The organism is Vibrio sp. 10N.222.49.C12, assembly GCF_041475025.1.
GTDB lineage: Bacteria > Pseudomonadota > Gammaproteobacteria > Enterobacterales > Vibrionaceae > Vibrio > Vibrio crassostreae_C.
The window spans coordinates 1-14,671 of sequence record NZ_JBFRVF010000046.1; the positions used below are offsets into that span (position 1 = coordinate 1).

The 14,671-nt window shown below is 45.4% G+C and carries 15 protein-coding genes; 3 read left to right on the forward strand and 12 right to left on the reverse strand.

Annotated features, from left to right (window positions below; genetic code table 11):
- Window positions 1–168: 168 nt before the first annotated feature.
- The gene (locus AB4583_RS14565) at window positions 169–663 is read right to left on the reverse strand and encodes a DUF2780 domain-containing protein (RefSeq protein ID WP_017058875.1); all 495 of its coding nucleotides are present in this window, start codon (window positions 661–663) and stop codon (window positions 169–171) included.
- Between the two features lie 134 nt (window positions 664–797).
- Window positions 798–1,418, reverse strand: coding sequence for an FKBP-type peptidyl-prolyl cis-trans isomerase (locus tag AB4583_RS14570; protein ID WP_008220519.1), 621 nt, complete (start codon window positions 1,416–1,418; stop codon window positions 798–800).
- A 213-nt stretch (window positions 1,419–1,631) separates the two neighbouring features.
- On the opposite strand from AB4583_RS14570, the gene AB4583_RS14575 reads away from it, so the two are divergent.
- Window positions 1,632–2,216, forward strand: a complete 585-nt coding sequence (locus AB4583_RS14575) for a LysM-like peptidoglycan-binding domain-containing protein (protein WP_017058876.1) — start codon at window positions 1,632–1,634, stop codon at window positions 2,214–2,216.
- Between the two features lie 59 nt (window positions 2,217–2,275).
- On the opposite strand, the gene AB4583_RS14580 is transcribed toward AB4583_RS14575, so the two are convergent.
- The 10 genes from AB4583_RS14580 to AB4583_RS14625 form a co-directional block, all read right to left on the reverse strand.
- A complete protein-coding gene (locus AB4583_RS14580) occupies window positions 2,276–3,124 on the reverse strand; it encodes a DMT family transporter (RefSeq protein ID WP_017058877.1) in 849 nt (282 codons plus the stop codon).
- Window positions 3,124–3,576 carry a GNAT family N-acetyltransferase gene (locus AB4583_RS14585; RefSeq protein ID WP_017068023.1) on the reverse strand — a complete coding sequence of 151 codons (453 nt, stop codon included), beginning with the start codon at window positions 3,574–3,576 and terminating at the stop codon, window positions 3,124–3,126. The genes AB4583_RS14580 and AB4583_RS14585 overlap by 1 nt, the downstream gene beginning before the upstream one ends.
- Before the next feature lie 57 nt (window positions 3,577–3,633).
- On the reverse strand, window positions 3,634–4,200 hold the full coding sequence (locus AB4583_RS14590) for a Crp/Fnr family transcriptional regulator (RefSeq protein ID WP_017058879.1): 567 nt from the start codon (window positions 4,198–4,200) through the stop codon (window positions 3,634–3,636).
- Between the two features lie 71 nt (window positions 4,201–4,271).
- Window positions 4,272–6,026: a lysophospholipid acyltransferase family protein gene (locus AB4583_RS14595; protein ID WP_372117970.1), complete on the reverse strand. Its 1,755-nt coding sequence runs from the start codon at window positions 6,024–6,026 to the stop codon at window positions 4,272–4,274.
- Between the two features lie 12 nt (window positions 6,027–6,038).
- Window positions 6,039–6,476, reverse strand: a complete 438-nt coding sequence (locus tag AB4583_RS14600; RefSeq protein ID WP_017063714.1) for a YHS domain-containing (seleno)protein — start codon at window positions 6,474–6,476, stop codon at window positions 6,039–6,041.
- 12 nt (window positions 6,477–6,488) lie between these two features.
- Window positions 6,489–7,238, reverse strand: coding sequence for an NRDE family protein (locus tag AB4583_RS14605; protein ID WP_017058882.1), 750 nt, complete (start codon window positions 7,236–7,238; stop codon window positions 6,489–6,491).
- A gap of 2 nt (window positions 7,239–7,240) precedes the next feature.
- On the reverse strand, window positions 7,241–7,783 hold the full coding sequence (locus tag AB4583_RS14610) for a hypothetical protein (protein WP_032545608.1): 543 nt from the start codon (window positions 7,781–7,783) through the stop codon (window positions 7,241–7,243).
- 19 nt (window positions 7,784–7,802) lie between these two features.
- Window positions 7,803–8,936, reverse strand: a complete 1,134-nt coding sequence (locus tag AB4583_RS14615) for a D-alanine--D-alanine ligase (RefSeq protein ID WP_372117975.1) — start codon at window positions 8,934–8,936, stop codon at window positions 7,803–7,805.
- Window positions 8,933–9,520 (reverse strand): DedA family protein, encoded by a 588-nt coding sequence (locus AB4583_RS14620; protein ID WP_171312988.1) that lies wholly within the window; start codon window positions 9,518–9,520, stop codon window positions 8,933–8,935. Before AB4583_RS14620 ends, AB4583_RS14615 begins: the two co-directional genes overlap by 4 nt.
- A gap of 327 nt (window positions 9,521–9,847) precedes the next feature.
- Window positions 9,848–11,824: a bifunctional 2',3'-cyclic-nucleotide 2'-phosphodiesterase/3'-nucleotidase gene (locus AB4583_RS14625; protein WP_372117978.1), complete on the reverse strand. Its 1,977-nt coding sequence runs from the start codon at window positions 11,822–11,824 to the stop codon at window positions 9,848–9,850.
- Window positions 11,825–12,238: 414 nt separating this feature from the next.
- On the opposite strand from AB4583_RS14625, the gene cysD reads away from it, so the two are divergent.
- The gene (gene cysD / locus AB4583_RS14630) at window positions 12,239–13,183 is read left to right on the forward strand and encodes a sulfate adenylyltransferase subunit CysD (RefSeq protein WP_226088532.1); all 945 of its coding nucleotides are present in this window, start codon (window positions 12,239–12,241) and stop codon (window positions 13,181–13,183) included.
- An 18-nt stretch (window positions 13,184–13,201) separates the two neighbouring features.
- Entirely contained in the window at window positions 13,202–14,632 is a 1,431-nt protein-coding gene (gene cysN, locus AB4583_RS14635; RefSeq protein WP_372117982.1) for a sulfate adenylyltransferase subunit CysN, read from the forward strand.
- The last annotated feature ends 39 nt before the right edge of the window (window positions 14,633–14,671 follow it).

Below are 14,671 nucleotides of genomic sequence, written 5' to 3' on the forward strand. Positions count from 1 at the left end.
GTCTTATCTGCTCCAATTTTCAAAAATGTCTCGTATCTCGTATCTCGTATCTCGTATCTCGTATCTCGTATCTCGTATCTCGTATCTCAAATATCTTTTCTTCCACGCACAAAAAAGAGCACCGAAGTGCCCTTATTAGATTTTAAGCTAGCTATTAATAACTAACGATTATTGCCATATAGCTGAAAGTGAATCCATCAGGCCGCTCGTTGCACCTTGTGACTGCAGTGCTTGAAGAATGATGGGTGCAAATGTTGTAACCATTGATGGATCCATACCTAATCCAGAAAACGCACTTTCAACGGCACCTTGTGAGCTTAGTAGCGATGATAGACCAGTAGACTCAAGGCTCGACATACCCGGAATAAGTGTCGCGAGTTCTTTGTTGTCGGCTGTGCCAAGAGAGTTTTGTGCAAGGGCTAACATTGAACCAATACCGCCAACTGCTTGGTCGCTGGTAACAGAAGCTTGGTCAGCTACCGTATCCACAAGCGGTGTTGTTTCGTTCTGCTGAGACCACATATTCACTGCAGCCATCAGTGCAGTTTGGGATAGTTGGGAATAGTTGGTATCTGATGATGAACTGGTTTGTTCAGAGTCGCTAGTGCTAGCGCAAGAGACAACAGCAAGGCTGCTTAAAACTGTGATGAGTACTTTCTTCATTATTCGTCCTTAAGTAATAAAGTAATTTACTCTTTCACTATAAACGAAAAACGGCGATGTAGTCACATCGCCGTTGGATTATTTCAATTTTATTTGCCAATAGTATTTTGTTTTACTAAAGGTTTTTATAAAAATTAAAGAATAGCTAGAAGTTCTACTTCAAATACTAGAGCAGCAAATGGTGGGATTGCAGCACCTGCGCCACGCTCACCGTATGCTAGATCTTGAGGGATGTATAGCTTCCACTTAGAGCCAACAGGCATCATTTGTAGAGCTTGTACCCAACCTTGAATTACGCCAGTTACTGGGAATTCAGCAGGTTGACCGCGAGATACAGAGCTGTCGAAAACAGTACCGTCAGTTAGTTCGCCGTGGTAGTGAACACGTACTTGCTTGTCTGCAGTTGGGATTTCGCCAGTACCTTCAGTTAGTACTTCGTACTGAAGACCAGACTCAAGAACCGTTACTTCTGAACGAAGAGCGTTGTCAGCTAGGAAAGCTTCGCCGTCAGCAGCAGCAGCTTTAGCTAGTTCTTGACGTGCAGCTTCACCACGAGTGTGTAGCTCTTGTAGTGCGTTGTTGATTTCGTCAACTTCGATAGCTGGCATGTCGCCAACTAGAGCTGTTGCGATACCAGCAGCGATTGCGTCAACGTTTAGGCCTTCAAGACCAGAACCAGCAAGTTGTTGGCCCATTTGTAGACCGATACCGTAGCTAGCTTTTTGCTCTACAGTTTCAAATTTTACTTCAGACATGAAAAGTCACTCTTTTTGTCAGTACGAAAAGGGTAAGAATACCAGTATTAGCAGCGTGAAGAAACGGCTAGTCCCTGATCACTTGCGCTTTACCGTGCCCAAATCACAGCCATGTCAATTTTCTCGCTTTGGGCCTTGTTGTGACGGAAAGATCTATACTGTTGGTACTTTGGTTTTTATACTGTAGTTATTCAATGTATAGGACGCAGTGGTATGAATCGTCGTCAAAAGAAAAAACAGAAAGTTGACCACTTAGCAGAATTCAAGGATCGACTGAATCAGGTCAAAGAGAAATTGAGTTCGATCGATGTGAAGAAAATGAAAACCTCGACAGCGCAAACTTGGGGTTCATTGCCGAAGTTACACCAAAGACTGTTGATGGTGATTTCTCCGATCGTACTGATATTACTTTTTGTGCCGCTACCAGAACCTAAAGTAGACACAGCTCCAACAACATCGCGCGTTGAGCTTGAAATAAACACCGTCGGCTTAAGCGAACAGCAAAATGCCAAGAACGGCTCATTAGAACCGAGTAACAAAAATTGGCAGGAGTACCTTGTTAAGCAAGGGGATACGTTAGCGCAGGTTTTTCGAAACAACGATTTACCATTGTCTGACTTGAATGCGTTAGTGCGAATTGAAGGTGCAGATAAGCCGCTCAGTCAGATTCGTAAAGGCCAGCTGGTTCGTTTCAAACTTGCTGAAACTGGGCAGTTGGACATTCTTCAGCTAGAGAAAGGCGACACTTCGGTGATGTTCTTCCGCTTATCCGATGGTGGCTTTGGTCGCAGTAAGTAGACGAATAGTGAGCCTGAGTTAAAGCGCTTCACCAGACACAGATAAACGATAGAAAAGAGCTAAGCATTAGCTCTTTTTTTTGGTCGCTTGAAAGGGGCGAGTGGCAAGATGATAAGCATGATTCCGATAAAGGTTAATGTATCCGGAATCTCATCGAACCATATTGCACCTATTAGCGCGACAAACACCAATCCTGAATACTCAGCCAAGGCAATTTGGCTAGAGTGTGCTTTTTGATAGGCAGCAACCGCAAGGCCGTTGTAACTTAAGATTAGCGTCGCACTCAGGGCTATGTATCCCAAATGCTCCACAGACACCGGCTGCCAGTATAAGAAGCACAGTACTAATGAGGCTGGAATAGAGAATAAGGTTGTCCACCACAGCGTAGTGACCACCGTTTGCTCACTAGGAAGCTTTCTTACGAGTACATTAAATAGTGCTAGGGTGAGTGCTGTCCCCAAAGCAAATAGTGCCGCCCAATGAAATTGTGATGGCCTCAAGACAATCAATGCACCAATAAAACCTATGGTTGTGCCGATCACCTTGCCGAGTGCCGGTTGCTCTTTCAATAGCAACATTGAGAGCGGCAACATCAGTAAAGGCGCGACATAAAATACTGCGTTGGCGGTTGCCAAAGACAAGTGAGTGATCGCGACCACCATGCACCCACTGCCGATCAGAATTAACTGACCTCGAATGAAGGTTACCTTAGCCTGCTGTAAGCGCCGTTGTTCTTTTTTCTGCTGTAGCCACAAAGGGGTGATGATGAGCAGAGATATCAACTGTCGGAAAAAAATATACTGTAAGGGCGGTACTTCGCCATTTAACAGCTTTACCGCTACGTCGGAAAGCGAGGCAAACAAGTTACCTGCAACCAACAATAGAATACCGGCAGTGATATTCGTCATTATTTTTCTAATCTCATGTCTATATGAGGAATGTCATCTTCGAGGTACATATCCGAGATGGTGTTGAAGCCGTGGCTCGCATAGAAGTTTTCTAGGTGTTGCTGCGCGCCAATATCAATGGCCGTATTTGGCCAAAGAGCCTCGCAGCGTGTTAATGCTTCTTTTATTAATTGATGCCCCAAGCCATCACCTCTTGCTGATTGCTTGGTTGCGACTCGGCCGATGCTGGTGTTGTCGTAAGAGGTACCTGGTGGTAATAAACGTGCACACGCAACCAACTCATCATCAGAATAACCAAGCAGGTGCTCAACACCTGCGAGTGTATCTTTACCGTCCAGCTCTGGATAAGGACAAGTTTGCTCAACCACAAATACATCGACTCTTAATTTAAGTAGTTGATAAAGCTGTTGTGTTGAGAGTTCAGAAAAAGGAATTGAGTGCCAAGTGATCATGTTTACATCCAGAGATTATCGATGCCCTGAATGTACTATGCGTGATGATTGTTGGCATTAACTATTGTTAATTCGACCTTTAATTCTGCTCAGGCTGATTGCGGTGATTCCTAGATAAGCGGCAATTTGATTGTCATTTAAGCGCTGCTCAAGGTCGGGATAGTGCTCGCAGAACAGCTGATAACGTTGCTCTGGTGTATAGAGCAGCATGAAGCGTTCTTTGTTTTCCTTATGCATCAGCTGTGTTTCTAACAGCTTTAAATACAAAGGATTATTTGATGCACGCCACTCGATAACCGCATTCATTGGCAGCTCTAACATGGTGATGGGAGTCAGCGTTTCTAATAGGTAAGGGGACGCTTGGCTTTTTATCAGACTCTCAAAGCCGATGATCCAATCTTGTTCCCAATAGAACTCTTTACTGTATTGCTTACCATCATCAGTGAGGTAGCAGGCATGACACAAGCCTTCAAGTACAAAGTAGATTGAACTCGCCATCTCACCTTGATTGATCAAGATGTGTCTGGTTGGCAACTCAAGTGGCTTGGCGACAGCAACTAGAGATTCAATCTGGCTTTCAGAGAAGTCGAAGCTTTGTAGTTGTTCGATAAAAGAGGTGTGCATGAAAATAACCTAACCCAAATAAGTGCCGAAATCATCGCACTTATTTGGAGAGAGGTACAGAGCGGGATAAATCAGCGGCGTGCGTGTTGCTCTAGGTAATCTTGAGCAAGCTCTCTGCCCATGTATTTACCCAGAGTCTTCAGTGGTACCTTTTTAAGGTTCACCACAATCAAGCCATCCAAGACATCATTAAACGATGGGTCGACATTAAAACACACCAGTTTACCGTTCATCCCTAGATATTGGCGCAGCAGTACCGGCAGGCCTTTACCTTGCTCCATGCGTGCTAACACTTTAGAGAGCAGAGGCACACTCGCCAGTGAAGAGAGCAGGTGATTTTGCCAGAACACATGACTGCTGGTATTGAGTGGTGACGAAGGTGAAACCAAATTCGCCTTTTCCTCATCATAATGGTGGATTGATAACGTGGTCGCGATCAACAGACGCGCATTGTGGCTGTAATCATTGCTGATACTGACTGGGCCGAACAGATGGGTATATTGAGGGTGACGAGACACAAAGGTCGCAATGCCTTTCCACAATAGTAACAGTGAGTTCAGGCTCTTTTGGTAAGGTTTACTTACTACCGATCGCCCTAGTTCAATGCTGTTTTCTAACGTATCAATGAATTCTTGGTTGTAGTTAAACAGGCTACGAGAGTAAAGCTGATCAAGCCCGTGCTCTGCGATGAGTTTGTCGACCATACCGAGTCGATACGCCCCGACCAGTTCTGCCTTGGTTTTATTCCACACAAACAGTTGATGGTAGTAAAGGTCATACTCATCTAAATCACAGGCCAGCCCACTGCCTTCTCCGACTTCTCTAAAGCTTTCTTCTCTTACTCGACCAATCTCGCGCATTAAGTTAGGAATAGAGTGGCTAGGCGTGCAGTAGACCTCGAAGTCCCCTTGCTCAAGTAACTTCATATCTTCCGGAAGAGAATCGACCTCTATTGCCAACACTTCTGGCGGAATAGGCGCAATCACTTGGGTATCAAAACAAGGTGCGTGGATGGGCGTGCTCGGGCTGTCTTGTTGACTCATTAGATAGGTATTAAGTCGTAGGTAGTTGACGATATCCATCTCTTTTTCAAACGATTTTATCTCTGAATATGGAATCGATGAGCCAATCGAGATAGAGATAGTTGTCGCTTGTTTATTAAGAAGTTCACGCCCGAGTAGAGCGGTTCTCAACAGTGGATGAACACGACCCGCTTGATAGAAAAGCTCACTGTTCTTGCCATTGATAAAGATAGGTACCGTGGTGGCTTGGTGACGTTTGACGAATTTCGCTACCGACTTGCTCCACTCGATGTCTGTCAGTGTTTTTGCCCCTTTACGGTAGCTTGATACTTCACCTGCTGGGAATACAATCAATAGTCCACCATCAGCCAAATGACGATTGGCATCTCGAATCGCTTTGGCATTGGTGCGTTTCGATTCTTTACTGTTAAAGACATCGACACCGATGAAAAGATCATCCAGTTCAGGCAGGCGCTTAAGTAACTCATTGGCCAGCACCTTCACATCCTTTCTTACTGATCCTACGAGATCGGCAAGGATCACGCCTTCGATGGCGCCAAGCGGGTGGTTCGCCACAATCACGACAGACCCTTCTTCCGGGATGTTTTCCGTGCTTCCCGATGCAACCGAGTAGTCGATATTGAGCGCCGACAGAGTGTAACTCATGAATTCGAAGCTAGATAACTCGTTTTTACGATCTTGGTAGAGTCGGTCTAGCTTAGATAGCCCAGTTGCCCACTCGACAACAGACTCACCTAAACCAAAAGGCGTGTAACGTGGTAAACGAAAAGGACTATCAATCATAATGAAATTACCTTACTTAATCAGTTGCGGCCAAACTTTATCGGCTTGTTGAATATGCTGTGCTTGGTCTTGTTCCCAGCGCTGCTTAATCTCTTGGTCGTAGTTAAGATAAAGTTTGTCATCAACTATGGTCCAATACTGTGGGTCACCTGGTGCGAAGTCGTTTTTGGCAGAAACGGCCCAAGCGCAATAGCCACCATATTGAGGGGCATATTTTTCAGGATTATTAACAAATAAAGTCAGATTCTTTTCAGAAGAGAAATACCAGTCCGCGCCTTTGTACTCGGTGCTGAACTTCTTGCTCCCTTCAACAGGCTTCCCAGACGTGAAATAAGCCACGGTATCGTAGCCATCGAGTGCCTTACTGCTAAAGAAGCCGGTATAGATTTCATCGGCGGCAAATACGTACGGGCTAACAAGTAGCAGAACCATGGTGAATAGTTTTCTCATGATGGACTCCATCTATAGATTGATTGCGGGTGATAAATCAAAGGTAAAGCGCTGCTGATTTATCTGACATGGTTTAATGGGTTCGCATGGTGAGCCGGGTGCATAAAACATAGAGGCTTGACCATGCAGGTTACGTAAGTGTGTAAAGCTCACGGTATGTGCGTCTTCGCGATGCATACAGGTCGCTAAATGAGGTTGCTCATTGTGATGGTGAGAGTGGAACATCAGTAAGTTCTGTTGATTCTTACCTGCCGCCATGAGCTGATCATATTTTGCTTGTCGGTAGGCTTGCACTCGCTCTAAATCAACACCGGATGAGAAGAGTGGAGAATCAGTGTCGACTATTTTCTGTTGAATACCATCCCACATGTAGGCGATAACCAGACCATTGTGTTGGGTTAGATTGGGCGCGAAAGCTAGCAAGGTAAATGGGGCAAAAGAGTGTAGGTCTAGCTTGTGAAACGCTTCAGATAGCTGACTGATATTACGACTCGATGATAGGTTTTTAAGTAGCAAACCGCGGCTTACTAAAGGACCAACGGGCACTGTGCCTTGATAGTTATTGAGTAGGCATAGCGAAAGCCCGAACTCATTAATACTTATCCAGCTACCGCCGCCAGTTGGGTCGAGTGGCATAATGATATCGACACCGTTGACTCGATATTGTCTGGGTGGCATTGCCAGTGCTCGCGTCTTTTGTTCATCACGATTAAAAAAGACCTGATAACCATTCTCTTCAAGCAGCCAAGATACTGAACACATGATTATTGCTCCCTCAGATAGCTGTTGGTGGTTGGGGCATAACCAAAGGTGTTGCAGGTCTCGACGTCTAGGAAGGTGGTGATCACCTTGATCATCGCGTAATGATGATTGGCATGCAGTGCGGCAAAGGTGACCTCTCTTTCGAGCGTTGAAGGCAGGCTTGCGAACACTTGAGCATCCATCGAAACCTCGGTTTGGATCATGATAGGCGCTTCGAGATCTCGACGGTCTAATCGTTCAAGCCAGTTGATCACATAGTGGATCTCTTTGACTGCAATAGAGCGGTCGTATTCGACAGGATGACCACGACGACGAGTGTTGTAATCAACGGCCTCATCCTCTTTTAAAATCAAGGCGTGAAAAAGATCCAGTGTGTGACGAGTATGTTCACCGATAGAGCTTGTAACGTGTGGCTTTGCTCGTGTCAGGTAATCGCTGTCAGAAATCGCTAACAAAAACTCTAGACCCTGATTCAATATCTCTACCGCTCCCTTGATGCTAGGAGAGAAAGAAGTAAGGGCGCTCGGTTGGGCTATGGGGTTCATTCATGATCCTCGTGCAAAGTTAGTCGGTAGTCGGATATTGTTGAACAAGACGTCGCTCTTCTTGCCACGCCGCAAATAAGCTCTTGAAAGAAGGGGATTGGTGGCCTCGTTGTTTTTGCTGAGCGCCAATATCAAAAAGAATGCGATATTGCAGGAGTAGCGTAGAAAATATCTCTCGTAATGGGGTGTTGCGATCCCAGATATGTCCAGCCTCACTGCTTGCGCCATTGACCTCAAGGATCGTGAAATCCTCGCCGTTCATTAGGCTGTGCATGTCCTTAAACTTGACGTCGAGTCGGCCAAAATGAAAACCATCGAAGTCATCGAATATCTCGTCTAAACGTTCAGTTAAAGCCCGAGTGATGTATTGATTGCCATCGCGGAAGATGCAGCCACGGCTATGGCTACCTGCGAACGCGAGTTGGAACTCTTCACCCTCTGCGAGCACGTGATCCAATTTATCTTCATGCCTTGGTAGATACAGGTGGCTGAGTTGCCCAGCGCGCGGGCTATTTTCAATTAATTGTTTGAGTGTCGACTTGCCATCACCCATCACCATTGGCGCGTATTTGAGTGTGATCGAGATGATCTCACCTTGCTTTTTGTTTGGGTAACGAACATAGAAAACACCCGCTTCGGCTTGATAAGGCGCCTTTTTTTGCAGTAGAAAGCGAGCATTATTTGGGAAAGATTCGACATATTGCTCAAGTTGAACTTGGTTGTTGATCAGCTTAACGCCAACACCTCGACAACCAAGATCCGGCTTCGCCACGATAGGGAAATCAAGATCGGATTGTATGAGTGCGCTGCGTGCGTCTTCGGCTTGTTTTTTACTGCTGAGATCCGTTTTGGTTAGGGTAATAAACGGAGAGATCCAACGCTGACTCGATGATCCGGCAAGGCTCAATATCTCGTGCTTTGATTCGCCGACCATACCACTGAGTTTGATGCTTGGATTAGCGATGAGCGGAAGTGCCCAGTCAAAGTGCCGTAACCCTTGCATCAGACTTTGAATCACCACTGGCGTGTAGAAGAACCAAGTTGGAAGAAACTCATAAGGAGAGACGCTGCGCACGGTATCTTTTTCAAGCAGAGGCATACCTGCATTAATTTGATGTGCGGGAATGATGCGAATATCTTGCGGTGAACTCATGATAATCCTCTAGAGTAGGTTCTATTCATTAATCGATTGCCGATAAACAGCAAAGCGATGGCACACGGGATGATGATCCATTGATATTCAGAGGCTTGCAGCCACGCTGATGTCCCTAAATAGTAGATGGCAGAGAAGACAATGCCAGTCCAGAGCGCAGTGGCACTAATCACGGCAAACAAGAAAGTAGACAGTGGGATGGCGAAAAAGCCACTCAAGGTAAACCCGACGGTGCGAAGCCCAGGAATAAAGCGGATGACAAAAAGGCTGCTGAATGCGTTCTGACGTAATTTGGTACGAAGCGAACGAAAGTACTTATTGGTGAGGGCTTTATATCGAACACCTCGGAAGTAACGTCCTGACTTCCCTAAGTAATAAAGACCGAGATCACCCGTGGCAATACCGATGAAAATAGCAAGCAGCGCATATTGAGGAAGTATTAGACCTTGAGTCGCGATGCCTGCCGCCGTAACAATCGCAAGATCTTCAAGCAGATAAGAAAGCGCGATGATGCCAAGCATCAGCCATAGCAGCGACTCCTCCCCTGAATGTAACCATGCTTGAATGCTCTCGACGGTGCTCATTAAATGTCCTTATCTATCCTATCGATGAATGGCTTAACCACCATTCATTGAGTGTAGTAAATTAAATAGACAGGAGGAGCAGATAAAAACTTACAGCTGATTAGTGTTTTTTTGTGTTGGATTCATTTAATTGGTGGTTTGAGTCGTGCTGTTTGACTGCTGTTTGACTGCTGTTTTGAAGCTAAAGGCGTGGCATTTAGAAGCGGGTTGAACGAGAGTTTGTCGTTCGAAAATTAGGGCTTTGGGCTGAACATTTAGAAGAAAAGAAAAAGGCTGAGTCGTTAAACTCAGCCTTTCAGAACGTTAACTATGGATTACTTAAGCAATCTATTTAGTTAGGTCAATCTGGTAAACAGCAAAACCAACATCGTCAGTCGCAACACGTTTCATCGGGTATTGACCCTTTTCTTTGATGAACTCTGCTGCTTTGTCGCTTGGAGATGTTTCAAAGCGGATATCTAGCTTGTTATCCGTTTTGATTGGTGCAAATGACCAATTGTTATCCGCGCTTGGGCTCACTTGACCTTGCTCTTTGCTTACGCGAGAGATGTAGTTTGCAAGAACAGTACGGTTCTCATCTGGTGCATCAAATGCGATGAAGTCTTCACCTGTGCCTGGGAACTTAGCGCTGTATGCACGGTAGTTGTTGGTGGCGATCAGGAAGTCTTGCTTCATGTCGATTGGCTTACCTTGGTAAGTTAGGCCAACAATACGCTGTGAGTCAGGGTTAACGACTTTACAGTTTGCATCGTATTTCGCAGGTTGAGTTACGTCGATTTGGTAATCAACACCGTCGATAACATCGAAGTTGTAAGTGCGGAAGTTATCCCACTCGATCAACTGTTGTGGTGCTGTTGAGTTAACATCAACTTGGTTGAATTGACCAGCAGAACACTCAAGCCACTCTTTTACTTCGTGACCTGTTACCTTCATCGCAACTAGTGTGTTCGGGTAAAGGTATAAGTCAGCTGCGTTACGGAATGTCAGTTGACCAGATTCAACTTCAGTGAAGTTCGCTGGGTCATTCTTACGGCCACCAGCTTTGAATGGTGCAGCCGCGGAAAGTACTGGCGTACCATCTAGGTCAGGGTCACCTTGGATGAACTGTTCAACGTAATCTTTCTGTGCAAGGTTAACGATTTGAACTGTTGGATCGTCTTGTACTAGAGACAAGAAGCTGTACATCACATCGTCTGCTTTACCAATCGGTTGGTTAACAAACTCACGAGTACCAGCGTGGTCTTTTTCTAGTGCTGTTACGATGCCTTCATCAGCTGCAGCAAGCGATTTCTTCTCGATTTTGTCGTAGATAGGGCGTGCTTCTGATTGGCCTTTAACGACTTCCCACTTACCGTCTTTTTGTGCCAGTGTTAGGTCCATAACACCAACGTGGCTACCCCAACGACCTGGCATTACTGCCGCAACGCCGTTCATTGTGCCCGTTTCGTTGTCGATGCCTTGAATGTCATCAAAACCTTTACCTGGGAACACTGCGTGAGAGTGGCCGAATGCGATCGCATCAATGCCATCTACTTCAGATAGGTAGAACGTTGAGTTCTCTTCGCCATTTTTGTATGGGTCAGTTGATACGCCTGAGTGAGGGATAGCAACGATAACTTCAGCGCCTTCCGCTTTCATTTGAGGCACTAACTCGTTAGCCGTCTCAATGATGTCACGAGCGATCACTTTGCCTTCAAGGTTCTTTTTATCCCACGTCATGATTTGTGGTGGAACAAAACCGATGTAACCCACTTTTACTTCGTGCTCTACACCAGCAGTATCTTCGAACGTGTGCGTCTTGATGATATAAGGCGTGAAGTAGTGTTCTTTGGTTTCTGCGTCGTAAACGTTAGCACTGATGTACGGGAAATCAGCGTCGTTGATAGATTCTTCTAGGAACTCAAGACCGTAGTTGAATTCGTGGTTACCTATGTTTGCAGCGTCGTAGCTTAGTTGGTTCATAGCTTTGTATGCAGGGTGAACTTCGCCTACTTCGATGCCTTTGTCTGCCATGTAGTCACCCATTGGGCTACCTTGCAGCAAGTCACCGTTATCAACTAATACGCTGTTGGTTACTTCGTTTTGAGCTTCTTTTACTAGAGTTGCAGTACGTGCTAAGCCGATTTTTTTCGATGGCTTGTCTTTGTAGTAATCGTAATCCATTAGGTTGGTATGGATGTCCGTTGTCTCTACGACACGTAGTTTAATCACTTCATCGGTATCTGGTGTTGTTGTACAGCCTGATAGAGTCAAACCAAGACCCGCAAGCACAGCCAATGACAAAGGTTTCATTGCAACTTTCATTTTGTAGCTCCAAAGTGGATAGTAGAAAATTCGTTGCGTAATGTAACAAAATGGAATGAAACAATGATTACAACGAATGTTAATTCGTGACTTAGATCGACTACTTTATGGTGTTCTGCAAGACGCCTCCCAAACCTGATTAATCGATGTGCAACTGATATCGATAATATTAGTCCATTCATTTCACCTGCTTATCGATAAATTCAATCCCTTATCAGCTTTTCGAATAAAAAATGAAATTTTAGAATTTCCAGTAATATGAGAGGCTCGTCATAATGCCTATATCAAGGACGTATCAGGCAGACGAATAGCAAGGATAGCTCAACACGAAGCTTCTGTTTTCTTCTAGTGCCAATACTCCCATTCACTCAAGTGGATGAGTTAAATCCCATGCTTGGCAAGACCAAGTAATGAATTGCTCGTAACGCGAGCCTTAAAGGAAGCACTGAAATGGACCAAGAACGTTTAACCCACCTAAAACAGCTCGAAGCGGAAAGTATTCATATTATCCGTGAAGTAGCGGCTGAGTTTGATAACCCAGTGATGATGTACTCCATCGGAAAAGATTCTTCTGTGATGCTTCATTTAGCTCGCAAAGCGTTTTATCCAGGCAAGATTCCATTCCCGCTATTGCATGTAGATACGGATTGGAAATTCCGCGAGATGATTGAGTTTCGTGATCGTACGGCTAAAAAGTACGGCTTCGACCTTTTAGTACATAAGAACCCAGAAGGTATTGAGATGGGTTGTAGCCCATTTGTACATGGTTCTTCGAAGCACACTGACATCATGAAAACACAGGGCCTTAAGCAGGCGTTAAACAAGTATGGGTTCGATGCGGCTTTTGGTGGTGCGCGTCGTGATGAAGAAAAATCTCGTGCGAAAGAACGTGTTTATTCTTTCCGTGATAAGAACCATACGTGGGATCCAAAAAACCAGCGTCCAGAGCTTTGGCACACCTACAACGGTCAGGTTAATAAGGGCGAAAGCATTCGTGTATTCCCGCTATCTAATTGGACTGAGCTCGATATCTGGCAATACATCTATCTAGAGAGCATCGATATTGTTCCACTTTACCTTTCAGACAAACGCCCTGTAGTTGAGCGTGATGGCATGCTGATCATGGTTGATGATGACCGTATGGAGCTGCAAGAAGGTGAAGTGATTGAAGAGAAAAGCGTTCGTTTTCGTACTTTAGGCTGTTACCCATTAACCGGAGCGGTTGAATCTGAGGCGAATACGCTAACGGGCATTATTGAAGAGATGCTGGTGGCGACGTCTAGTGAGCGTCAAGGTCGAGCGATTGACCATGATCAGTCGGGCTCTATGGAGCTGAAAAAGCGCCAAGGTTATTTCTAAGAATCTAAGGAAAGAAAAATGAATAGTGCAGTAGAAGCCGAATTGGCTGAACTAGGGATTGAAGGTTATCTAAGTCAGCATCAGCATAAATCTATGCTTAGATTTTTAACTTGTGGCTCGGTAGATGACGGTAAAAGTACGCTAATCGGTCGCTTACTCCATGATACAAAACAGATTTATGAAGATCAGCTAGCGGCGGTTCACTCGGATAGCCAACGAGTGGGAACGACAGGTGAGAAACCTGATTTGGCACTGCTTGTTGATGGTCTGCAGGCTGAGCGTGAGCAAGGGATCACGATCGATGTGGCTTACCGCTACTTCTCGACTCAAAAACGTAAGTTCATTATTGCTGATACTCCTGGGCATGAGCAGTATACGCGCAACATGGCAACAGGCGCTTCAACGTGTGATCTGGCGGTGATCTTGATTGATGCTCGTAAGGGCGTTCTGGATCAAACACGTCGTCACTCGTTTATCTCTAACCTGCTTGGTTTGAAGCATTTCATCGTTGCTGTAAACAAGATGGATCTCGTGGATTACGCGCAAGATCGTTTTGAAGAAATTCGCGATGAATACCTAGAGTTTGCAGAAAACCTAGAAGGCGAAACCAATATTCAGATCTTGCCAGTATCGGCGCTTGAAGGCATCAACGTTGCTGCACCAAGTAAAGAGCTTGCATGGTTCGAAGGCCCATCTCTGCTAGAAGTGTTAGAGAACGTCGACATTGACCAAAAGCGTTCGGCAGGTGAATTCCGATTCCCAGTTCAGTACGTCAATCGTCCTAACTTAGACTTCCGCGGTTTTGCTGGCACCGTTGCCTCTGGCCGTGTCAGTGTCGGTGATGAAATCAAGGCGCTGCCGTCGGGTAAAACCTCTAAGGTTGCACGCATTGTAACTTTTGATGGTGATTTGGAGTCTGCGCAAGCGGGCTTGGCAGTAACACTGACTCTTGAAGATGAGATTGATATCAGTCGTGGTGATTTGATTGTGCTAGAAAACGCGCAGATTGAATCCACTAACCACGTATTGGCTGACATCGTGTGGATGACAGAGCAACCATTGCAACCGGGCAAAGCTTACGACATCAAGATCGCAGGCAAGAAAACCGTTGGTCAGGTTGAAATGGTTCGTCACCAATACGACATCAACAACCTATCGACTCACGCTGTCGATGAGTTGCCATTGAATGGCATTGGCTTGTGTGAATGGTCACTGAACGAGACTGTCGCGCTGGATAAATACCGTGAAAGTGCCGATACCGGTGGCTTCATCGTTATCGACCGACTAACCAACGTGACGGTTGGCGCGGGTTTGATTCGAGACCGTTTGGACTCTGTTGAACAGCAAGTCGGTAACTTCTCTGCATTTGAACTTGAGTTCAACGCATTGGTTCGCAAACATTTCCCTCATTGGGATGCCAAAGATCTAAGCCAACTACTGAAGTCATAAACGACCAAGTAACAGCTTATTGAATCAGGCGGAAACCGA